14 protein-coding genes are annotated in these 23,123 nt (G+C 56.3%); 6 read left to right on the forward strand and 8 right to left on the reverse strand.

Features of this window, described 5'->3' with window-relative positions:
* Positions 1-16: 16 nt before the first annotated feature.
* The 8 genes from bcsC to CR159_RS18470 form a co-directional block, all read right to left on the reverse strand.
* A complete protein-coding gene (gene bcsC, locus CR159_RS18435) occupies positions 17-3,577 on the reverse strand; it encodes a cellulose synthase complex outer membrane protein BcsC (RefSeq protein ID WP_102075424.1) in 3,561 nt (1,186 codons plus the stop codon).
* Complete coding sequence (gene bcsZ, locus CR159_RS18440; RefSeq protein ID WP_369406265.1) at positions 3,559-4,713, reverse strand: cellulose synthase complex periplasmic endoglucanase BcsZ; 1,155 nt, start codon at positions 4,711-4,713, stop codon at positions 3,559-3,561. The genes bcsC and bcsZ overlap by 19 nt, the downstream gene beginning before the upstream one ends.
* On the reverse strand, positions 4,667-6,937 hold the full coding sequence (gene bcsB / locus CR159_RS18445) for a cellulose biosynthesis cyclic di-GMP-binding regulatory protein BcsB (protein WP_102075426.1): 2,271 nt from the start codon (positions 6,935-6,937) through the stop codon (positions 4,667-4,669). Before bcsB ends, bcsZ begins: the two co-directional genes overlap by 47 nt.
* Before the next feature lie 4 nt (positions 6,938-6,941).
* The gene (gene bcsA, locus CR159_RS18450) at positions 6,942-9,599 is read right to left on the reverse strand and encodes a UDP-forming cellulose synthase catalytic subunit (RefSeq protein WP_369406266.1); all 2,658 of its coding nucleotides are present in this window, start codon (positions 9,597-9,599) and stop codon (positions 6,942-6,944) included.
* A complete protein-coding gene (gene bcsQ / locus CR159_RS18455) occupies positions 9,566-10,294 on the reverse strand; it encodes a cellulose biosynthesis protein BcsQ (RefSeq protein ID WP_158238561.1) in 729 nt (242 codons plus the stop codon). The genes bcsA and bcsQ overlap by 34 nt, the downstream gene beginning before the upstream one ends.
* Positions 10,291-10,542, reverse strand: coding sequence for a cellulose biosynthesis protein BcsR (bcsR, locus tag CR159_RS18460; protein WP_102075429.1), 252 nt, complete (start codon positions 10,540-10,542; stop codon positions 10,291-10,293). Before bcsR ends, bcsQ begins: the two co-directional genes overlap by 4 nt.
* Positions 10,539-12,209: a cellulose biosynthesis protein BcsG gene (gene bcsG, locus CR159_RS18465; RefSeq protein ID WP_199173367.1), complete on the reverse strand. Its 1,671-nt coding sequence runs from the start codon at positions 12,207-12,209 to the stop codon at positions 10,539-10,541. The genes bcsR and bcsG overlap by 4 nt, the downstream gene beginning before the upstream one ends.
* Before the next feature lie 177 nt (positions 12,210-12,386).
* Positions 12,387-13,934, reverse strand: a complete 1,548-nt coding sequence (locus CR159_RS18470) for a BcsE family c-di-GMP-binding protein (protein WP_158238562.1) — start codon at positions 13,932-13,934, stop codon at positions 12,387-12,389.
* Positions 13,935-14,420: 486 nt separating this feature from the next.
* On the opposite strand from CR159_RS18470, the gene CR159_RS18475 reads away from it, so the two are divergent.
* The 6 genes from CR159_RS18475 (at position 14,421) to CR159_RS18500 (ending at position 23,068) form a co-directional block, all read left to right on the forward strand.
* Positions 14,421-15,848, forward strand: coding sequence for an NAD-dependent succinate-semialdehyde dehydrogenase (locus CR159_RS18475; protein ID WP_102075431.1), 1,428 nt, complete (start codon positions 14,421-14,423; stop codon positions 15,846-15,848).
* A 176-nt stretch (positions 15,849-16,024) separates the two neighbouring features.
* Complete coding sequence (locus CR159_RS18480) at positions 16,025-16,726, forward strand: hypothetical protein (protein WP_102075432.1); 702 nt, start codon at positions 16,025-16,027, stop codon at positions 16,724-16,726.
* Positions 16,727-16,834: 108 nt separating this feature from the next.
* Entirely contained in the window at positions 16,835-17,527 is a 693-nt protein-coding gene (locus tag CR159_RS18485) for a TetR/AcrR family transcriptional regulator (RefSeq protein WP_102075433.1), read from the forward strand.
* A complete protein-coding gene (locus tag CR159_RS18490; RefSeq protein ID WP_102075434.1) occupies positions 17,524-19,821 on the forward strand; it encodes an acyl-CoA dehydrogenase in 2,298 nt (765 codons plus the stop codon). Before CR159_RS18485 ends, CR159_RS18490 begins: the two co-directional genes overlap by 4 nt.
* Before the next feature lie 11 nt (positions 19,822-19,832).
* The gene (locus tag CR159_RS18495; protein ID WP_102075435.1) at positions 19,833-21,131 is read left to right on the forward strand and encodes an acetyl-CoA C-acetyltransferase; all 1,299 of its coding nucleotides are present in this window, start codon (positions 19,833-19,835) and stop codon (positions 21,129-21,131) included.
* Positions 21,128-23,068, forward strand: a complete 1,941-nt coding sequence (locus CR159_RS18500) for a 3-hydroxyacyl-CoA dehydrogenase NAD-binding domain-containing protein (RefSeq protein WP_102075436.1) — start codon at positions 21,128-21,130, stop codon at positions 23,066-23,068. Before CR159_RS18495 ends, CR159_RS18500 begins: the two co-directional genes overlap by 4 nt.
* Positions 23,069-23,123 lie beyond the last annotated feature (55 nt).

Consider the following 23,123-nt stretch of genomic DNA (forward strand, 5'->3'; position numbering starts at 1 on the left):
TACAATTGAAGCATAGCTATTTGAAGTCGGCGTATGGCGTTACATTTGCAGGGCGAAGTTTGAGATCACCCTGCCACGGCTTAAAAGTATAGCGGAGGTACAGGATGAAACGGCTCGGCGCGTAGTCCTCGCCATGCTGCAGGTCGATCCCTCCCCCCAACACCCAATGACTGTCCAGGCGACGCTCTGCGACAGCGCGCAACGCGTATCCCTTCCCGCTATTGGATGAGGCGCCGACACCGTTCGCCGCGGCAAAGGACGGTCCAGTCACACCAAGTTTTTCGAGTTGGCTGAGGGGGCCGTTTATGAGCCCTGGCACTGGATACCGCGCTGCAGCTTTACTTTGCGACACAGATGCCGACACGGAGCCTTCGAGCAAGAAGGACCAATTTTCAAGGCGACGCGCATATCCTATGGGCAGCGACACGGAGCTATAGCGTTGCGGACTGTAATAGCCGCCTTGACCCAAGGTGTATCCCCCCAGGTCCCGTTGATAGCGCCAGTGCATCAAATTAACGCCAACGGTCAGGCTCTCGCGCGGCTGATTGATTAAGCGGCGGTAATAACCGGCCATCACGCGGGTCCGTTGATTGTCTGCCACATTCCTGCCGGTCAACTTGTGATGGCTGATATCTGCCCAGACACCATTTTCTTCGCCCTTGTCCCAGCTAAGTCCTAGACTAATCCCTGTCGCCATGACGCCCCCCCAAGTAACGCCAGTGCGCGGGTCTTGGGTTCCCGCAAAGGAGAGCAATGAGTTTGACATTGGTCGTCGAGATGCTGTCGCCGTCCATCCCAAAGAATGCAGGTCGCCCTTGTAACTAACACCACCAGTCCAGTTCGTAACAGCAAAGCCTTGGGGCGTTCGCCCCAAGTCGAATGCCAGCCGCTCGCCCTGCCAGCCAGCGGCAAAGCTCGTTCCGGAAGCTTTCTGTTCGAGCCCTCCTCCACACCCCGGCAATGTCTGGTCAACGGCTTGAGCGTCAACGGCGCTAAAAAGGCAGGTCCCGAAAAGCGCATCATTTTCGCCGGCTGGATTGGTCTCGAAGCTTCCGGCATTCATCCGGACGTGGTCAGCGCGAAGAAATGCCTTTCCGTTGCGCATGGGTAAGTCCAGCTGAGCAATGGTTGTGTTCGCGCTAAGTCGCGAGAGTCCCGGGGTGCCGTCACGCCGTCCCCAGACGTCACTTGCTATGCTGAGTGTCGGATTATGGAGCTGATACAAACTGGCCGCATCGCTTCGAATGCTACGGGTGAGCCAGTCGTCCGTCGGGGTCACGCGCATGGCACGCGTAAATTCGGCGCCATTCCGACCTTGCCGCTCACTTCGTGGCGGCAACATCTTGCCGTCTGCCATAGCCTTCTCATAGTGGTCCAGCGCCCTATCGGGATCGTCAAGCGCAGTTAAACGCGCCAAATCCCTGAAAAGCAAAGGTGCGGGTCCATCGGTTTGAGACGCTGCATCGTTTAAAATGGAGTAAGCGCGCTCGTCGTCGCCGATACCTTTCCATAATGCCGCCACCCTAGGGGCACTCGAATCCGCTGCTAGCAACGCCAACTCCCTATTTTTCAAACCAAGCCTGACCGCTTCGACTTTTCCTTGCGCAAGCCAAGTCTCAAGCTGCCCAAGCCTCGCACTAATATTCTCTGGTTCGTCCCGCAAAATCGCCCCATAGTTGAATAGTGCCTTGGGATAGTGCCCATCTGCTAAAGACCATGCGGCAATCTGAAGACGGCTTGCTACGCTCGCCGGAGCAGTCTCCAGCAGCGCAACCGCCGCCGATTTCGACCCCATCTCGTACAGCCTGGTTGCTTGGTCAATGCGTTCTTCATCTTGAAGCCGAATGTGCAGCGCCGCCATGTCTGCTGTCCAGCGCGCGGCAGCGACCTTATGCAGTGACTCGCTCGCTGCCGCACGATCGTCCAGGGATGCCAACAATAATGCGTATGCATACTGACTAACCGGCTCCCCTACATGTCCAAGCAGGTGCTTCTCGAACGCCCTTATTCCCTCTTGAGGGCGCCCAGCCTGTCGAAATGCCATTGCCAAGCGATAGCTTAGCCAAGGATCGTTCAAATCAAGGCGTTGAGCGTCGGACAAGGCAGCGACGACTTCGGACCATTGTGACCCCCGTCGAGCCTGCTCAGCACGTTGATCGAGCATGGCAAGCGTAAAGCTGCGACGGATGGAAGACAAGGCGTCCTGCTGGATCGCGGATAATCCATCTATTAAGGACAATGCCTGATCAGGCGTCTCGCTCGCCAAATAACGAGCGATGCCTCGTTGTGCTGCTTCATCACGCGGCGTACGGTCGAGCGCCCGGCGGTAGAAGCGCCAGGCGTCCTGTTTTAGCCCCGTTGCCAGTGCAACGTCTCCCAAGCCTATTATCGCGTGTATATCGTCCGGATCCAGACGATGAGCGCGGCGGTATAAAGACTGTGCCTCGCCCCAATGCTGTTGCTCAACGGCATCGGCGGCGTTTTGCAACAACAGCCAATAACGGGTCGACTTAATGAGACTCGACCATTTGGATGTCTGGTCAGCGCGGACCTCTTTGGCGCGGGCGTTTTCGAAATAAATTAGCGCCTGAGATCGGTTTCCCGTCCGTGAATAAGCCAGGCCTAGCGCTCCATGGAGGTCCGCGTCGTCAGGATAGGCTTTGATTGCTCTTTGCAGCGGAATCAAAGCTTGGGCGTTTTTGCCTTGGTTCACAAGACGGAGGCCTTCCTGCCCAGAATTCCACATCGGATCCGCTATCAATTTCTCAATTCCAGCGAGCGTCTGTCGCGCCCTTGACCCGACGACCAGATCGCCATACCGTTCCGTAAAGGATATCCATGCCGCCACGCTTGCCGGACCCGGTCGCAAGGTTGATAAATATTCATATTCTTGACTCGCCGCGAAATCCCGATGAGCGGGCTGCTTTGCCAGCGTGTGCAGATGTTCCAAAGCCTTCTGCGGGTTATTTTCGGCGAAATTGAAACCAGATACTGCGGCAAGTAAGCCGGCATGCCTGGGGTAGCTCGCTAATAGCTCTGTCAGCCGTACTATAGCGATTGGCCGACCGTCGGGTTCGCGCGCACGAACTTGCCAATACTCCAGGGCATAGTCCACGGTGGGATACTCACCCTTGAACATCCCGTCATAAAGCTTGATCGCTTCCCCAACCCGTCCTGCGGCGGCATAAAGCCGTGCCATCGCAAGGGTCTGGGCACCTTCCGACGTCGAAAGCGCCATCAAGTTAAGACTATTTTGATGAACTTGTGAACCGGGCGCGAGCCCGTCTATTTTCTTTAACAAACTCGCGGCTTTGTCCAACTGGTCGCGCCTGACGGCCAGGCGCAATTCGGCAGCCAAACCCTCGAGATGCTGCGGCGCGACCCGGTAGAGCTTTTCTACCGCATCAAGAATAATATCGTCGCGATACAAGGACTCGCCCATGTTGATCTGTTCCAGCAACCGGGCCTGGGCTTGACCTTGCGTTTTAACCGTCGCATAAGCTGTGCCTGGAGCGCCGGTGCTCAACAGCAAGAAGAGCACGCCAATAAAAATGTGCATCACGGGCATACTTTCCATTTCGGCACCAAAGAACCGTCCGCTTCAAACCAGAATCGGCCCTCGTCCCAGCCTTCACCGAATAGAATCAGTGCCTGGCTGAAGTAGCCGAGTGTTTCCTTTCGAGATGATGCAAGCCGGTCGCGTAGCGCCTGAGCCACACCGTAGCCATTGAATAGAGGCAATAGAGATGCTGCAAATCCTGCAGGACCGGTACCGGAAGCCGAACCTTCGTAGATGTCCAGACTTTCGGGCACGGCGGCGTCCGGTCCAAAATAAGATTGAATTGAACGAAAGTGCTGTTTCAGGGCTGTGGCGCCGGGAGTCTCCGTATTGAGCATGCCAACCCAAAGATAAACCCGAATGGCATCGTAGCTTCCTTTACGCTCTGACTTTGACAATGGCTCGAATTGACGCCCAGTCCAACTAGTCCAGTCGGGAGCCAGGCCGTTGGGGGAACTCGCGATGAGGAATCGATTCGTATTCTCGTGCAGGCTGATCCAAGGCTCCGCTGGCTGTGACCGTCGAATCGCCGCCATGAGTTGCGGCGGCATATAACTGGGATTCAGACGCCATGATGCCTCATGCACGAACCCAATTTTTCCGGGCAGCAATACGGGTCCAAATCCAGGTAGCGTCGCTACTTCCTCTTTGGCAATACGCTGCAGCAATAAGGTTCCGAGGACGGTATAACTATGTTCATCCCACAACCGACCGGCTTCGAGCAAACTGTAGGCAATCCAGAGGTCAGCGTCTGAAGCCGAATTGGTATCAAGCACCCCCCACTCCCCTGACTTCGTCCTTCCCCATAACCATGCAGGCAAGCGCGCAGTCAAATCGCTCGAGGCCAAGTGAAGCTCGGTCCAGCGTAGCAGGCGTCTGAAGAGTACGGGATCGTTGTCCACGAGAGCAAAGAACATGGCGTAGCTTTGGCCTTCGGATGTTGTAATCCGCCTGGAATCGGAACGGTCTATTACCCGTCCGTCCGGAGTGATCATCTCGCCCTGAAATCTGTTCCAGCCGGGCCACGGGTCGGCGCCCGCACATTCAGCCGCTCCTGACAATCCTGTCGTGCAACTGGCCACACCAAGACATAGCACCGCGAAAATCTTACGCATCTCTGGACAATCTGCGTCGAGCGACCCAGCGCAGGCCATTCCAAAGCAAAATGGCCACGAGCAACACGGTGAAGACTGCCGTTATGGCCAGCAGGACCGGTTTATCAGACAGCTTGAGCCAGATATGTTGCCACCAGTGAAGTTGGCCAACAAAATACCGTGGGCCCACTAATTCGCTCGCGACTCCAGACTCCCTGATAATAGCTACTGATCCATACATACTGTCTCGCTTGCCTGTGTCCGCCAACGCTCCGCGAAGCAGGCCATAATCTTCATTGGTTGAAGCCATCAGCCCGACCATACTGCGTTGCGGAAAACGTTCAGATTGCATCCCCACTATGGCAGCAATCGGCCCCAAGGCTCTTACACGAATTTCGGAAGCGGCATCGCGCTCTGGCGCAGACGAAAAGTCGGCAGAATGCCTTGCTTCGAAAGCTCCACGTTCCGTTCCAGGCTGCCGGAGACTCGCAGTAGCATTCTCGAGTAACAGATTGGCGTCGGGGCGACTTCGAAAGGTATCGGGCGCCTCGCCGATCCATAAAAGGTCGGCATCCAGCTGAAGGGCCTCAGCCCAATCATTCGTCACGCGTACTTTCACGGCCGGATAGCCAACTTGAGCGCCAATATGTGCGAGCTCCTCGAACAAGGTGGATGCCTGGAGCGGAGTAGGACGGGCCGGCATCACGACTATCGTTTCCGATAAGTCCGCCATCCGACTGAACGGGAAACCGCTATTTGCAAACGCCTTCAGATTTGGCATCTCCAAATAATGCATGTAGCCTGAAAAGTCGATTACCGAACGGTCATCAATGGAAGCATGGCTATCAACCGGCATAATGGTCCGACAACCATCCCGTTCCGACGCACCGACGGTACTGGAAAAAGAGAAATTGAAACGAATCTCGTTGCGAGCCCCGATTCTCAATGCCGGTATCATAAGACTTTCACTGCTTGCAACCGCATCATTCCCAAGGACCTGCAGACGCATGCGGGCTAAAGCGCTTTTATGATCGCTTGCCTCGAGAAGATAACTATCCAGGAACCGGCCGTTCAGACTCAATGTCAATCGCGATTCATCACTGACTTTCGGCGCGGTATAGCGGTATCCCAGCTGCAGGGGTATGCCGTTATTGCGCCAGACAAACAAATCGGGGGGAAGATTCAAAGGCAGCGTTATCGGCGGAGGACGTAATCCAGTTACTTCCAGCTGCCCCGGATAACTGACCAACTCCGAGAGAAAAACAGGTCGGTTCGTGGGTATCCAGTTTGGTGCATCGTACGGCTTCCGAGGAGCAAAGGCGGCCGTTTCCTCTACTCTGACACTCTGCCCACGGAACAACGGGCTACCTAAAGCTAAGGCGGATACAGCGGCACTGATGTCTTTGTCGTCACGTCCCAGGATGAGCAATAGCTTCTGGTAAGGATTATCGGGTGCGCTGATCATGTCTATGGTCGGTCCATTTACCTCAGGATAACCACGTAGAAATTCGGGACGCGCTTCATTGATTGCGAATACCACCGCGTGTTCAGACGGCAGCTCATCATAAAATGCGGGAAAACTAAGCTGCCTCCATTGGCCTTTGGTACCAAAGTAAGAGGCCAATACCGAAGCAGCCCGGAGTTCCGGCAGTGTGGGGCTAACGGAAAAGACAAAAGGTATACGCTGCGCCCTCATATCCAGGGTATCGATAAACGGTTCAGGAAAGTATGACAAATCATTGGCCAGAGGCAGAGCCTGCTGATTGATTGCTATATTCGTCTTCCCGCTGATGTCGAGCCACAATGAACTGTGCGCAAGGTTTTCGCAGGTATCGGTATAGTGACCGACAAATTCGAGCCGTACCCGATTGAAGCTGGTCAGCAACGTTGGATCAAGAGTTAGGGAGCGCTTTTGTGGTTGCCCCGACTGACTATCGTCCACCGGAACGACGCCCATCAACTCCTCATTAAGATACACACGCAAGTGGGAAAGCTTGGGGAGCAAGGCCGGTGAAGGTGTAAACACCAGATTCAGAACCGCATCCGTCACCAACTGATCTCGGCGAAGAGAGAATTCCAGATGCTGTTTATTCTGAATGCCATAAAGCTTGAAGTCGACACCCGGGGCCAGCTTGGAAAGTCCTAGCGTATACGATTGGGACGGTACGGAGTCGTTGTCGTCAATACTTGCAGAAGAGGTTTGAGCCTGGACCGGAAACAGAAGCGCAAAACTATGCAGCGCAACGAAAAGCCCGAGTGTGATTGCTCGCCGAGTTGGATACATACACTTAACGCCTGGTATTTAGAATAATGGAAACTGGCTGGCGACGCGGGATAAAAGAGATCCCAGACAAGCCCAGCGCGGTGACGCCGCGGAATATGACATTCAGCGGGAAAGGAACATGATTTACCAGGCGACGATATCCTCCGAATCCCACTAGAGCGATGTCGCGCAGGCTTTGAAGCGGACGATCAAGCTTGAATTGCGCTTGCCATGCCAACCATGAGTCTGCACGGGCAAATGTGCACTGGACTAAGTCAATATGCTGCTGTCGGGTCAAGGAAGCAAACCGGACACCGATACTCCCGTTCATGCTGCGGCTGACATGTCCCGGAAAGCTGAACTGTCGATCCCCACGAGCAAGCAACACAGTGATTGGTTCGTTCAACGTGATATTCCGCTGTGTCGACAATTTCAGTCCGACCCCGCCTTCGGAATAGTCGCTTAAGATAGTTGGCACCACATGCCCATCAATAAATTGCACTGCCGCAGGTAGGGAAGCCGGTACTCGGTGAGTGTGGCGTATTTGCTTTACCTCGGATGCGACAGCGATCGCCCCGCCGAGGATGACTAAGTTGTACATGACCCAGGCCATAGTAATCGCCACCGTGAGAATCTCGTCGGCAGGGCCCATGCATAGGCGCCAGACGCCAAAGGCTAACCCCACTATATTGGCCAAGGCCAGCCAGACGTAAGGATGTGAAATCGTCCAGTCAAAATAACCTTGCTCGACCAGTCCTCCTTTTGCCGTAACGTTGAAGGAGCCTTTATTGGGTGCAAAGAGAGCCACGGTAGTCGGCCGTGCGATATACCAAGCGAGTACAGTCTCGTAGATTTCAGCCCAAAAAGTGCGCCGATAAGAACCTTGTATATGCGAACTCGTCAGACTCGCATGAGCCATGTGCGGCAGCACGTTCAACATGATCGCCACGGCGGGGGCATAAATAATATACGAATGCGCCAACAGGAAAGCCAACGGCGCCGTCAAGTAGATGATGCGCGGTATACCGGAGAGAAAGTGCAGCATGGCATTGACATAACAAAGCCGTTGAAAGAAAGATAAGCCTTTACCAAAAAGTGGATTATCCGTACGAAATATTTGCACCATTCCGCGGGCCCAACGGATTCTCTGGCCAATATGGGCAGAGAGGCTGTCGGTAGCCAGCCCGGCAGCCTGCGGAATACGCAAGTACGCAGAGTTATATCCATTCCGATGCAGGCGCAGAGCCGTATGCGCATCCTCTGTGACTGTTTCGACAGCAAAGCCGCCAATGGACTCAAGTGAGGAACGGCGCAACACAGCACAGGAACCGCAAAAGAAGGCGGCGTTCCAAAGGTCGTTCCCATCCTGCACCAAACCATAAAACAGGGTGTTTTCATTCGGCTGATCGCCAAAATGCCCTAAGTTCCGCTCGAATGGGTCTGGTGAAAAAAAGTGGTGTGGTGTCTGTACCAATGCCAGCTTCGGATCCCTCAGAAACCATCCAATCGTCATCTGAAGGAAGGAGCGAGTCGGGATATGGTCACAATCGAACACAGCAATCAGTTCGCCACTTGTCTCCCCCAACGCGTGGTTCAAGTTCCCCGCTTTGGCATGTTTTCCGTCTGATCGAACGATGTAATTAATGCCCACCTCTTTTGCGAACGTCCGGAATGACTCACGGCGTCCATCGTCCAGAAGGTGAATCCGTAACTTGTGTTTGGGCCAGTCCATCCCGAGGGCGGCGTAAACGGTTGGCTCAACAATACTCAAGCCCTCGTTGTACGTTGGAATCATCAAATCCACGATTGGCCACTGCTCGGTGTCTGCCGGCAAGGGCGAAGGAGCTCTGTTCAAGGGCCACGCCGTCTGCACATAACCCATGAGTAGGACAACCCACGAGTATGTTTCGGCCATCAGCAATAGCATGCCTAGCGTGGCATCCAATCCATTGCTCCAATTGAGTGTGGACGTATATCGCCACCATATATATCGACCGGATATCGTTACCGACAAAACGATCAGCATGAGCGTCGAAACTTGTCCAGGTACTCGTCTCAGCACCATGGCGACGCTCCACAGCAGCACGACGAAAATCAGCTGCGCATAGACATTGAAGGGCTGCGTGATCAGTAGCACGATCAAGCCCGTCGCGAGTGCTCCTCCTCCGACAAGTATCGCCTGACGGGTCGTCTTGCCGCATTGGCTTAAGGCAGCGCCCGACCTCTTCAGCGTCGGGCTCGTTTTCAAGGAAATGGGGATGCGCAGCAAATGTCCCCCAACCCATTGCCGGAAGACCTTTATACTGCTGTAGAACTGTGCTCCCACCCATTCAATCGCCCGCCACCATGCCGGAGATACCCTCTGCGCGGGCAAGGCGATCAATATCCATAAAGTCTGCAATGCATACCGCATTGGATCGCCGAGCATCAGTGGCCGGGAGGTCAAATGCAAGAACCAGGGCGCGTATCGGTGTCGTAAACGCCTCCAGGCGGGACCTTCAAGGCGCAAGAAAATATAGGCTATCACTACGAGTACCGTATATGCGACAGCCATATGCCCGCTCAGCCCGCGGACTTGACAGGCTCCGTGGTATATCCGTTCAAGGCCCTCGGAGCCACGCGGTGTCAGCAAGAGCAATCGGCCGGCACTCATGAAGCGGCTTTTTTCTGGGCAAGCAACCATGTTGCCAAGGAAAGCGCGTCACGGCTCGCAGCACAATCGGGATAGCATCGAGAAACCGGCGTTTTTTGAGCCAATGCCTCATGGACGCCTTCGTCGCGATGTATGTAGACAGGGAGCAGATGAGCCTGATAGCGATGTCGCCACTCCAGCAACAAGTCGTTGCATAGCGCCCTGGAGGGATCGTAAGCGTTTATCAGAATGCGCGTCGTAGCGGCAATTTCGTGCTGGAGCAGCAAGATATGGCAGCCCGTATCGACCGAAGTCACCATGATATCCAATCCCGAGGTCGCTCGGAGCTTGGGATAGGCGCTCCCCCCCGCCGGCAAATCAAATAAGACCCAGGAAAATTGCCCGTCCAGCCGGCGTAGCGCTTCGCACCAAAATTCGTCCGACTGGTCCAGCGGCGTTGCCAACGCCTCAATCGAGTTGAGTCCGTGTCTTCCATATGGCAATAACCACATATTCTCCTCGAGAACGAAGCCCTCGTCTTGCCACGGCGTGGCCTGAGCCAGTGCAAGCGCCCAGCCGTTTTGTCCTCCATAATCCACATTGAAGTGCAGACGCAAGACGTCGGACGGATTCACGTCGACCATAAGCACCGACTCACCCAATGCGTGCAAGGCCTCGCCCACCATTGCTACCGTGCTCGTCGTTCCCGATCCACCTCTCAGTCCCCAAAAAGATACAGATTTCACTTTTGAGTTCCTGCACTGCCAGCCCACGGTCCGGCGGGATAATGTCCCGACGGAGGCTCGTTCAACCAGGCACTGATTTCCAATAACAGCGGCCAACGGCGCAATGCCGCTAAAAGCGCTTGCTCGGCCGCAACATCCACATAGGCGAATGACGCATTGTGCAAATATTGCTGCAGCGCTGCTACATCGTCAGTCTGCGCTACCTGAGGACCAGTGCGGACGAAATCTTCAGTCGTACTCGATTTCATTGTGGATACTCTATCCAATTGCGATTACCCATGCGGACATAGGGCACTTCGTTATGTTGCAGCAACACTGTACCGTCGTTCTCAGAAACGGCAGCCGTTACGGGCAGGTTCTTCGTAAGCTCGGGCCAGTCAATACCCTCGTCGACAAAAAGGTTCGTCCCAACAAGACGCGACACAAGTTCCGACAATGCCAAATAGCTACTTGGACTGGTCACATGCACGGGTTGGGCTGTCGCTTTTCTATTGGCGCCTATTACACGCAGTCCGACGGGGATTTGAGTGATATCCAGCGTCGCAATTTCACGCATGCCAGCGATTTGCATACGATCGCCTTGCAGAGCTGCCCCATGCTCTGGGACGAACACCAGAACAGCCTTTCGCCCGCTACGTTCTAGATCATCTATAAAGACGTTGAGATCATCGAGGAGATTTTGAGCACGCGTTGTAAAGGGCGCGGACCTGCCGCCGCCGTCAGCAGTCGCCTCCCTGTTCCCATCATGGAGGGTGATTGTGTTGTACAGGAGCGCAGTGCGGTCCGCACCCGATTGCTTCCGCCTTTCCCACCACTGGCTTAACGTGTCGTAATCGTTCCAAATGGGCGAGCCATCAAAGGCGGTCAATTTAGGGCGAGTCGCTGTCGGTATAAAAGGCTGGGGAAAACGGCCTTGTACTGTTAACTCGTCAAGGAACCCCTGGAACTGGCCATTATGGTTGAGAACCGACTCCGTGTCGAACCCGAGCCTCTGTAGGTTCTGGAATAAATAACACTGATCGGCGGCAGGCTTATAGAGGTCCGAATGCGAACTCTGGCCGCAACTCGCCCGCAAAAGTCGCAATACAGCCGGTCCGCTATACCCGGTTGCTGAATTGAACTGATCGAAGACCACGTCCATACGTTTAAACAAAGCATGGTCCTGCAAGCGACTTACCTCCAGATCCGAATTGGAGAGCGAGCAAACATTGATAAATAGAATATCGAAGGGCGCCGACTCATTGGCGCCTGGAAAGCTCGTCTGCCGCGTCTTCTCATCCAGATAAAAAGCATCGAGCTTTTCAGTCAGCTGCGAATTGCTCGGGCTGCCTTGTATGGGCTGCGTAGTCCGCGAAAGTACTCCCGTGTCCGGATTGTGTTGGACGTCGGCCACCTGATATACCGGCTGCATGCCAGACGTCGGCTGCACTAGAAGCCATGATGGAAGAGTGAAGGAACTGGCAAGGGCGGTGCATGCTAATGCGGCCACGCTGAAGACGGTCAAGCGTAGCCATTGGGCAAGGAATAGATAAGCCACAAGCAACACAAATCCGGCGCCCACAAGGTCCCAATTAATGAATCTTACAGCCAGCTCGAGCAAATAATCTGAAGAAAAATGTAGTAGTTCAGGCTGTGCGAGCAAGCGCTTGAAAGGAGGTAGCCAAGAGTCGTAATAAAGAAGCGCAACCCCCGCCAACGTTGCTACAGAGCATCGGACGCGATGCAGCCAGAGCGGCGGCAGTGGAACCAGCAGCGCAGCAGCGAACACCAGATTATAAAGAACGTGAAAGTTCAGTACCCCGGCCCAGTGCAACATGAGCTTTGAAATAAAGTACAAATTCCATAGTCCAAGTCCCCGCCAGTGACTGCCGACCATGATCGTGCGTTCGGGAAAACTGTCTATCCTACTTGACATCGCGACTTGATCTTTCCTTGTTAAGGCGTTTACGTTCGCCACATTTCTTTAGATGACGTGCAGGCAAAAGCCGTAAATCCATCCAATCAAGCAAGCTACGTATATAGGCACGTGAAACCCAGCCTATTCCGACTCCGACGATTAGAGCCATAGCCACAGACTGATCGATCTGTCCGCTCATGAAGAACTCTTGCTAAGGAACGGCAATGACGCCCGTATCGGGCGCAGCATGCCGGCAGACCGGAGACTGGTGAAGGTCAAAGGGACCGACGCCTTCAAGTCCGAGTCATCAAGCGTGGCTGTTCCGGCGCGGACACGTCCTAGGCGGCTCCGCATGGCAGTGATTTCTGCATCGATCTCATCGGCGGTGATGCATATGCGGTGATCAGTAAACATTTCGCTATAGTGCAGATGGAAGATATTTCGCAGCGCTACCTGCGTCATGTTGGGACGGCAGTCGAACAAGAATACATAAAGAACTCCTTCAAGTTGGCACGCAATATCGCCGGCGCGGCGTAAGTCCAGCTGGCTCATGGCTTGCGCCGCAGACAATCCCGGCACAGGAGTCAAGACGATGAGAACTCCGGTCACCACTGAAACCTTGTGCCTCGGCCTTACCGTGTCCAAAGCTCCCAAGAACTGCGTAGCGCCGAGGATCCCTCGTATTCGCAGTGGATTCAACGACGCAATAAGCGGTACCGGGTCGGCTGCCAACGCTCTCGAAAAAGTCTGGCCCTGGATGCTTTCTAGCAAACTGAAGAATTGCGGCAACGGAGTGCCAGCCGGTATTATCAACGTTGCTCCGCAGTCCCTAAGAACTTGCTCATCCCGGTACCGTAATGTCCGCTGCATTTCCCTGATTACCAACTTGAGCGCCGGTCCACGTTGCCGGCGAAGCGAATGCAGCATTCGCGCCAACGCAGGCACCTCACTGCTGCTGCTCATTGCCAACACTACCGTGGCTGCGGTTGCATGCATCGCTTGCATGAATAGGTCAGATTGGCTTGCAAATACATGCCAGTCGTCCGCCATGAACAAAGCCATTCCCTCGAGTACCTGCGCTTCCATAAGAAAACGACCGGAGTCGAGAGTTGTCACAGACCGCTCTGGTCGCGCCTGCACTACGCTGAAGCCGTCGATCGATTTCGTCAACTCCAGCTCTGTGCTTCCTAACGAATCGAGTGTATTACGCCAATGCATTACCCTATATCGATATACGGCTTCGCATTGTTCAAGCAATGCGAAGCCGGACAAAATATCGTTCATCGCCGTTAAATTAGCGCTTAATTTAATAACATGCGCTCCGTGTACCACCATCAATAACGTGCATTCTCTATTGGCGAGCCACCGTTGCCATTGAGCAAAAATGTGGGCGACACGGCTTAGCAATGCTGCAAAACTATTATCGGCCAAGACCACTATCAGCGTACGGCCCCGAGGGTTCAGAATTCGATCTAAGTCTTTGGTAAGTACCTCGAGCGCGCGTGTGGGATTTCCGGTAAGTCGGTAGCTACGGGCATCCTGGGGCCCCTCGTCTGACTTCAGCTCGGACCATAGCCCGGAAGGGTCGGAGGCTGCAATCAGTGCAACCTTGGACGATGGACTGGCATTGGCGAGTATCTGCTGAATCAACGAGTATGCATCTGCCTCGTGTGTAGCGCCGAGCCAATACAAGCTGCCCCTACGCATCTGCCCCAGTTCAATTGGCAGATCGTTTATCGCCACATGGCAGCCTAGCTCGGACTCGCAGGTCAATATAGGCATGTATAAGATTATGAAACTAATGGGGCATGGTCCGCATTGCGAACGTAATTACTTTACCGACAACAACTGGGCAACATGCGTATGTGGATACAAACAAGGCACAGGCGGCATATTGTGCATCGTCCTGTCTGATTTGGAAGGTGTTAACTGCAATGTTATTAAGTACTTGCATTCGTTGCCACCGAAACTAATTGTATCTGCGAATCGTCACTTAAGGTTAAGTCAATACGCTAAAAAAAATACGTATTTGTAACCGCGTTGAACATTGAAGCGGCTTCCCCAATAGAAACACAACTAAGCCACAGTCGAGAAAGGCCGTCACTGCCAAAATGCCGTTGTAAGTACACAACCTTCAACGCTAGAATCAAGCATGCTATAAAGCCTCGAGGCTTTCCAACCCACCGGTTTCAAGCCATCCCACTTCTGACAGAGAGAACGACGCACACTATGTACGAGACACTAGCCCTATATATAGATGGTGAATTTGTAAGCGGCGAAGGCCGCAAGACCGAAGAAGTCACCAACCCTTCGACCCTGGATGTGCTGGGTCACCTTCCCCATGCAGGCAAGGCGGATCTGGACCGCGCCCTGGCAGCGGCCGCGCGCGCCTTCGAGACCTGGCGCCATAGCTCGCCCATGCAGCGCTCCGAAATACTGCGCAAGGTTGGCCAGCTATCGCGGGACCGCGCCCAGGAAATCGGCAGGAACATGACGCTCGACCAAGGCAAGCCTCTGGCCGAGTCCGTTGGCGAAATCATGACGTGCGCCGATCATGCCGACTGGCACGCTGAAGAGTGCCGTCGCATCTACGGTCGCATCATTACGCCACGCAGCCCCGAAATTCGCCAGATGGTGCTGCGCGAGCCCATCGGCGTGTGCGCCGCGTTCACCCCCTGGAATTTCCCGTACAACCAGGCTATCCGCAAGGTATGCGCCGCCATTGGCGCCGGTTGCACCATCATCCTGAAAGGGCCGGAAGACTCGCCCAGCGCCGTCATGGCGATCGCCCGCCTTTTCCATGATGCCGGCCTTCCTCCCGGCGTACTGAACATTGTGTGGGGCGTGCCTGCCGAAGTATCCGACTACCTGATTCGTTCACCGATCGTGCGCAAGGTGTCCTTCACCGGCTCGGTGCCCGTCGGCAAGCATATTGCCTCGCTGGCTGGCGCGCACATGAAACGGGTCACGATGGAACTGGGTGGGCATTCGCCTGTTATTGTGTTTGAAGACGCCGACATCGACCGCGCTGCCAAGCAGCTGGCTCGCTTCAAGGTACGCAACGCGGGGCAGGTGTGCATTTCGCCTACTCGTTTTTACGTGCATGACAAGGTCTATGACCAGTTCCTGGAAACCTTCGTCAATACATTGAAAACCGTGAAGGTCGGCGACGGGCTGGATCCCGAAACCCAAATGGGACCGTTGGCGCATGCTCGACGCGTGCCGACCATGACAAAATTCCTGGATAACGCCCGCGAACGCGGTGGAAAAATCGTCCTGGGCGGCGAGCCCATTGCCGGCAAGGGCCATTTCTTCTCGCCTACCGTGGTAACGGACCTGCCTGAAGACTCCATGCTGATGACCGAAGAGCCCTTCGGCCCCATCGCACCAATCTCGCGCTTTTCCGATACCGACGACGTCATCAAGCGCGCCAATTCCTTGCCTTTCGGCCTGGCCTCCTACGTGTTCACGAACTCGCTTCAAACCGCGACCAAAGCCTCGAACAATATTGAAGCCGGCATGGTGAATATCAACCATTTCGGTAGTGCACTGCCCGAGACGCCGTTCGGCGGCGTCAAAGACAGCGGCATAGGCAGCGAAGGCGGCGTGGAAACCTTCGACGGCTACCTTGTCACCAAGTTCGTCACCCACATTTAGTCCGTACAGGCCCTGTAGAAGTCCGGTATACGCCGCTCTCGGCGTATACCGGTATCCACGCATAAGCGCGGAGTTGGATGCAATGCACTTGCCTTTTAGACTGATTGACGGGTCGTCAATCGGTCTAAACTTTGGTTTCTCGCAGTCCTCCATCCATTTTCTACAGCTGTCCTATCATGTCCTTCATCTCAAAATCATTCTGTGCGGCTGCCTTGTTCGGCCTGCTTTGCGCTCCCGTCTTTTCCCAATCGTCTTCCGGTCAAGATGCCCGACATGGCGTTTATGCAAAAGCAGGTTTCCTGGGCGCCGGCGTAGGTTATGCCTATGGCTTGAATCCTGCCTTCACCTTGCGCGGTGAAGCCACGACCATCGGTTCAATCACCCGCGACTTCAGCGCTGGTGCCGTCGACTATTCCGGCAAACTGAAAAATGACAATGCCAGCATTTTCCTGGACTGGTTTCCGGCGGACAACGGTTTTCGCCTGACCGGCGGCCTGACATGGCGCAATACTGAACTGACCGGCAATGCCAATAGCATCAACGTAGGTGGAAGCAACCTGACGCTGGGCGCAGGCGACACCTACACAGCCAAAGCCAAGTACCGGACGCTGACTCCTTATATCGGTATCGGCTACGGCCTCAATGTTGCACAGCAAAAAGCGAACACATGGGGTTTCGTTGCCGACCTGGGCGTGTACTACACCAGCAAACCCAAGACGTCGTATGACATTTCGGGCCCTACCTATGATTTGGCTCGCCAGATCAATGCACCGGCGACCGACCGCGCCATCAATGAACAGTTTGGCGAGTTCAATGACAAGGTCCAGAAATACAAATTCATTCCTGCGCTGTATATCGGCGTTTCCTATTACTTCTAGCCTGTACGCACCTTACCTCGCCGAGGTGAAAACCCGCGTAGTGTAAACACCTGCTTTCGTTTTGCCGTCATAAGGCGTACATTCAAACAAACGTTTGAACTAGGCCTTATGACTCTCTCTCGCCCGAATCCCACTCGTAACGTCATTCTCGATGCCGCCGAGCATCTGTTCGCGCACCAGGGGCACGACAACACGTCGTTACGGCAAATCACTGCCGCCGCTGGCGTCAACTTGTCGGCGGTCAACTACCACTTCGGCTCGAAAGACGGGCTCGTCCATGCCGTGTTCCAGCGTCGGTTGGCGGCCTTGAACCAGGAACGCCTTGATCTCCTGGACACGCTTGAAAACGCGGCCCATGGCCAGCCGCTCAAGCCCTCCCAGATTGTCGAGTCGTTCTTTGGCCCCCTTGTGCGCCATGCAGCGGGCACAAGCCCCGGCCAGAAAACCTTTGTGCCGCTGCTCGAGCGCAGCATGTCGGACCCGGGCGGATTCATACGCACCATGTTCATCGACGAGCACACCAGCGTGCTCGAGCGATTCAAGCACGCTTTGCTCAAGTCATTGCCGGACGTGCCCGAAGACGAGATCGTCTGGCGCTTTCACTTCATGCTGGGCGCCACTTCGTACGCGATTTCGGGCACCGAGGTCCTGCGCCAGGCCATGAACTGGCCTAAATCCGAAGCCGACGGTGCACGCGACACCGACATGCTGCTTGCCCGTCTATTGAGCTTTTTGCTGGGTGGCTTGCGCGCTCCTTTGCCTGGCACCCCCAAGAGTCCAGTACAAAGGAGTGCGGCATGAATGTTTTTCGGTCGCTACGCTGTGCTTTGCTATCGCGCCGCATGCTTGCGCTATACCGGCGCATCATGCCGCAGATGTCGGACACCGAACGCGATGCCATCGAGGCAGGCACGGTATGGTGGGAAGGCGAGCTGTTTCGCGGCAAGCCGGATTGGTCCAGGCTGCATGCCATACCCAAGCCCACCCTGACGCAGGAAGAGCGCGACTTCCTGGACAACGAGGTAGAAACGGCCTGCGCAATGATAGACGACTGGCAGGTAACCCGTGAATTGCAAGACATGCCGCAAGAGCTCTGGCAATACATCAAGGAAAATCGCTTTTTAAGCCTGATCATTCCCAAGGAATATGGCGGCCGCGGGTTTTCGGCGCTAGCCCATTCGCAGGTCATCACCAAGCTGTCCACCCGCAATTCCGCCCTTTCCGTATCGGTAATGGTTCCGAACTCGCTGGGCCCCGCCGAGTTGCTCTTGCACTATGGCACCAATGAACAGAAAAGCCACTATTTGCCGCGCCTGGCCACCGGCGAGGAAATCCCGGCATTCGCGCTGACCAGTCCGTGGGCGGGATCCGATGCAGCCGCCATACCGGACAGCGGAATTGTTTGCATGAGCCAATGGCAGGGGCGTGAAGTGCTGGGCATGCGCGTCACCTGGGACAAGCGCTACATCACCCTTGCACCAGTGTGCACGCTGCTGGGGCTGGCCTTCCGGCTGTATGACCCGCAGGGACTGCTGGGGACGAAAACGGATATCGGTATTACGTGTGCCCTGGTCCCCGCCGCACATCCCGGCGTAGAGACCGGCCGGCGCCATTTCCCGCTGGACGCCATGTTCATGAACGGCCCTACCCGCGGCACCGACGTCTTCATGCCCCTGGACTTCATCATAGGCGGCCCGCAGATGGCTGGCCAGGGATGGCGCATGCTGATGGAAAGCCTTGCCGCCGGACGATCGATCTCATTGCCATCCTCGTTTACGGGCATGGCGAAGATGACGTCCCGCGCCGTCGGGGCTTATTGCCGGGTGCGTACTCAGTTTCGTACGCCCATTGGCAAGTTTGAGGGCGTCGAAGAAGCGCTGGCCCGCATAGGCGGCAATACCTACCTGATTGACGCGGCACGCAGCATGACGGCCGTGGCTGTGGATCTGGGTGAAAAGCCATCCGTCGTTTCCGCCATCGTCAAATACCACCTCACCGAGCGCGGCCGCGGCGTCGTCAATGACGGCATGGATATTATCGGGGGCAAGGGCATCTGCCTGGGACCGCAAAACTTTTTGGGACGCGCCTATCAGCAAATTCCAGTGGGCATTACCGTAGAAGGCGCCAATATTCTGACCCGCAGCCTGATCATATTCGGCCAAGGCGCCATACGTTGCCATCCCTATGTACTGGCTGAACTGCACGCTGCCAATCATCCCGATCCCGAAAAGGCCCTCCATGATTTCGACCATGCATTGTGGGGCCACATCCGCTACACGACCGGTAATGTATTCCGCTCGCTTGGCCTGGGCTTGACGACAGCGCGCTTCAGCCACATCGACGCCGATGTGGCTCCCGAGATGGAGCGCTACTATCGCCTGTTGAACCGTTTTTCCAGCGCATTCGCAGCCTGCGCCGATATTGCCATGCTGACGTTGGGCGGATCGCTGAAAAGGCGCGAGCGTCTCTCGGCCCGGATGGGCGACATCTTGTCGCACATGTACCTGATCTCCGCCACGCTCAAGCGATTCGACGACGACGGTCGTCAGGCCGACGACGCGCCCTTGGCCCATTGGGCCATCCAGGATGCCATGTATAAGCTGCAGGAAGCCTTTGAAGGCGTCCTGGCAAACTTTCCAAATCGCGCCGTCGCCTGGGGGTTGCGCGTGCTGGTGTTTCCGTTCGGACATCCTGTGGCGCCGCCTTCGGATGAACTTGGCCAGGCGGTGGCGCACCTGCTGACCACGCCCGGCGCCACGCGTGATCGCCTTACCCACGACTGCTACGTGCCCCAGGATACGGACGAACCGATTGGCGCGATCGAAGCCGCATTTGTTGCCAGTGTGGCTACCGAGACTATCGACCGCAAGATCCGGCAGTTCGAGAAGACAGGGCAACTGGACAACAATCCTGCCGCCAATGTCCGCGACATCGCCCAAGCGGTACATGCAGCCGGCGGCATCACGGATGCCGAGTACGAAACCGTCCGCCGACGTAACGCCTTGCGTGATCGCGTCATTGCCGTGGACGACTTCCCCTTCGACCTGCAGGGCGCAAGCCAGCGAGCGCCTGCAGCCGAACGCAACGTCGCATAAGGACACTAGCAATGGCTTTTGTACCGGTATACATCGTAGACGGCGCCCGCAGTCCTTTTCTGAAGGCACGAAATGCGCCGGGACCATTTTCCGCATCCGACCTCGCCGTCCAGGCGGGGCGCGAGTTATTGCTCAGGCAGCCGTTCAACCCCACCGATCTGGACGAAGTGATTATCGGCTGTGCCGCCCCTTCGCCCGACGAAACCAATATCGGCCGGGTCATTGCCTTGAGGATGGGTTGCGGATACAAGGTGCCCGGATGGACCGTCATGCGCAACTGCGCCTCGGGCATGCAGGCACTGGATTCCGGGGTGATGTCCATCCAGACCGGTCGTTCCCAACTCGTTCTGGCCGGCGGGGTCGATGCGTTATCGCGGGCTCCCCTATTATTTACCGATGAAATGGTCCAGTGGCTTGCCGCCTGGGGTAAAAGCCGCAGCATCGGTGCCAGGCTGGCCACCTTGAAAACGCTGCGCCCAAGGTTTCTGGCGCCCGTCATCGGCCTGCTCAAGGGCCTGACGGATCCGGTCATCGGCCTGTCCATGGGCCAAACCGCCGAGAATATCGCACAACGCTTTGGCTTGACCCGCCAGCAGATGGACAACTATGCCGCGCAGAGTCATCAACGCGCCTTGGCGGCACAGCGCGCCGGCGCATTCGATGAAATCGTCCCAGTGGTGGATCAGAAAGGGCAGCTGTATGCTGAAGACGATGGTATTCGCGAAGATTCGGCGCCTGCCAAGTTGGCTAAGCTCAAGCCTGTATTCGACAAACCCTGGGGCAACGTAACGGCCGGTAATAGCTCGCAGGTAACGGATGGGGCGTCCCTGCTGCTTCTGGCGTCGCAAGAAGCCGTCGACCGCTACCAACTCGAGCCTGTGGGCCGCATCAGTGATGCGCAATGGGCAAGCCTGGATCCGGCCACCATGGGCCTGGGACCGGTCCACGCTTCCACGCCCATCCTCGAACGCAACCAGCTGGGGCTCAATGACCTTGACCTCTGGGAAATGAACGAAGCCTTTGCCGCCCAGGTGCTGGGCTGCGTCGCTGCCTGGAACGACGAAAGCTGGTGCCAGGAAAACCTGGGCCGCAGCGCCCTGGGCTTGCTGGACCTTGATCGCCTGAATGTGGACGGCGGTGCCATTGCCCTGGGCCATCCGGTGGGCGCGTCGGGCGCGCGTATCGTGCTGCATCTGCTTAATGCGCTGCGCGCCCGGAACCTGAAACGCGGCATCGCCACCATTTGCATCGGAGGCGGCCAGGGCGGCGCCATGCTGATAGAGACCTGCGACGCAAAGGTGGCAACATGACAAGCGATTTTGACACATTAGGCCTGCGCCATTTCAGTTGCAAGGTCGATGGCAATAACTTGGTGTGGCTGGCCATTGATTGTGCCGACAGCCCGGTGAACCGTTTGTCAGCGGAGGTCATGGATGAGTTCAGCCGGGCACTGAACCATTTCGAGCACAAGCCGCCGGCCGGCCTGATCATTCACTCGACCAAAGAAGCCGGCTTTATCGCCGGGGCCGATATTGCCGAATTCGACGGACTGGATACGGCTCAAAAGGGCACTGAGCTGGTCTCGCGTGGCTGGCTATTGTTCAACCGCCTGGCTGCCGTTGGGTACCCTACCCTTGCGCTGATACGAGGCCACTGCCTGGGAGGGGGGCTGGAGCTGGCTCTGGCCTGCCGATACCGCCTGGTCGTAGACCAGTCAAGCACATCCTTGTCCCTGCCGGAAGTCATGCTGGGCATCTTTCCCGGCTGGGGCGGCATACGCCGGCTCCCGCAAACCATAGGCGCGCCGCTTGCGCTCGACATGATGTTGAGCGGACGGCCGCAAGATGCGCGCAAGGCTGCCAAAACAGGCTTGGCCGATGGCATTGTGGCCCCCCGCCTCATGAATCAAGCCGCTGCCAGCCTGGTAGTCAGCGGTAAACCCCGCCGCAAGGCGCGCGGTTTGGGTGCATGGCTTAACATGCGGCCGTTACGGCCCCTGGTCGCCAGGCAAACTGCCAGGAAAGTGGACGCCCGCGATCCTCACCGCCATTATCTCGCGCCCAGGGCCATACTCGAGATATGGGCCAAGCATGACGGCAACGCACTCAAGGCGCCCGAACTGGTCGATCGGCTGATACGCTCGGACACCGCCCGGAACCTGTTGCGGGTCTTCCGTCTTCAAGAGCGGTTGAAGAGCCTGGGCAAGAAAGGACGCAATGGCCCGTCGGTACGACATGTACACGTGATCGGCGCAGGCGTCATGGGCGGCGATATTGCCGCCTGGTGCGCACTGAAAGGCCTGACGGTCACCCTTCAGGATCAGGACCGTGGCCGGGTCGCGGTGGCGCAAGGACGCGCCCACGCCTTGTTTGCAAAGAAGAAGAAAGACACGCGTGAAGCGCGCGCTGCCGCGGACCGGCTCATACCCGACATGGACGGCAAAGGGCTGCGGCATGCCGACGTGGTCATTGAAGCCATTACCGAGAACGCCGGGATCAAGCGCGCCCTCTATGCGCAAATTGAACCGCTGATGAAACACGGCGCCATCCTGGCTACCAATACCTCCAGCATCTCGATAGAAGAATTGCGCAGCGGCCTGCAGGCACCACAACGGCTGGTCGGCATACATTTCTTCAATCCCGTGGCGAAGATGCCACTGGTCGAGGTGGTCGAAACGCCGGAAACCGATTCCGACGTCAAGGCTGCCGCACACGCCTTTATCGGCCAGATCGACAAGCTGCCATTGCCGGTGCAAAGCACGCCGGGTTTCCTGGTCAATGCGGTGCTGGCGCCCTACATGCTTGAAGCCATGCGTTGCGTCGATGAAGGCATCCGGCCTGAAACTGTCGACGCTGCGATGGTGGCTTTCGGCATGCCGATGGGCCCGATAGAACTCATCGATACCGTGGGCCTGGATATTGCCCGGGACGCCGGCCAACAGCTGTCAGGCCAGGCCAGCACACCAGCCTGCCTGGAAGCACGCTTGGCGCGCCAGGAACTGGGGCGCAAGACGGGTCAGGGATTCTATCAATGGAAGGACGGTAAGCCCGTAAAACAAGAAAGCGGATCCATTCCGGCTGGCCTGGCGCAAAGACTTATTACGCCCTTGATCGAAAAAACGCAGGAACAGGTGAACGACGGTGTCGTGGCGGATGCCGATCTGGCCGACGCCGGCGTAATTTTTGGCACCGGGTTTGCCCCGTTTACGGGAGGGCCGCTGCATTACAGGCATAAGAAACAAACATAGAACCGGAACGCGGAATCCGGTCGCGCATCGCAAATGTAAAAACACAGTTGGCAAA

Source organism: Pollutimonas subterranea, from assembly GCF_002849655.1.
Classification (GTDB): domain Bacteria; phylum Pseudomonadota; class Gammaproteobacteria; order Burkholderiales; family Burkholderiaceae_B; genus Pollutimonas; species Pollutimonas subterranea.

Excerpts from the sequence above, each read along its gene's own strand:
- bcsR (WP_102075429.1), bottom strand. The coding sequence starts at position 10,542 with ATGAAATCGAGTACGACTGAAGATTTCGTCCGCACTGGTCCTCAGGTA.
- CR159_RS18485 (WP_102075433.1), top strand. The coding sequence starts at position 16,835 with ATGACTCTCTCTCGCCCGAATCCCACTCGTAACGTCATTCTCGATGCC.
- CR159_RS18500 (WP_102075436.1), top strand. The coding sequence starts at position 21,128 with ATGACAAGCGATTTTGACACATTAGGCCTGCGCCATTTCAGTTGCAAG.
- bcsZ (WP_369406265.1), bottom strand. The coding sequence starts at position 4,713 with ATGGCCTGCGCTGGGTCGCTCGACGCAGATTGTCCAGAGATGCGTAAG.
- CR159_RS18490 (WP_102075434.1), top strand. The coding sequence starts at position 17,524 with ATGAATGTTTTTCGGTCGCTACGCTGTGCTTTGCTATCGCGCCGCATG.
- CR159_RS18475 (WP_102075431.1), top strand. The coding sequence starts at position 14,421 with ATGTACGAGACACTAGCCCTATATATAGATGGTGAATTTGTAAGCGGC.
- CR159_RS18480 (WP_102075432.1), top strand. The coding sequence starts at position 16,025 with ATGTCCTTCATCTCAAAATCATTCTGTGCGGCTGCCTTGTTCGGCCTG.
- bcsG (WP_199173367.1), bottom strand. The coding sequence starts at position 12,209 with ATGTCAAGTAGGATAGACAGTTTTCCCGAACGCACGATCATGGTCGGC.
- bcsC (WP_102075424.1), bottom strand. The coding sequence starts at position 3,577 with ATGGAAAGTATGCCCGTGATGCACATTTTTATTGGCGTGCTCTTCTTG.
- CR159_RS18495 (WP_102075435.1), top strand. The coding sequence starts at position 19,833 with ATGGCTTTTGTACCGGTATACATCGTAGACGGCGCCCGCAGTCCTTTT.
- bcsB (WP_102075426.1), bottom strand. The coding sequence starts at position 6,937 with ATGTATCCAACTCGGCGAGCAATCACACTCGGGCTTTTCGTTGCGCTG.
- bcsA (WP_369406266.1), bottom strand. The coding sequence starts at position 9,599 with ATGGTTGCTTGCCCAGAAAAAAGCCGCTTCATGAGTGCCGGCCGATTG.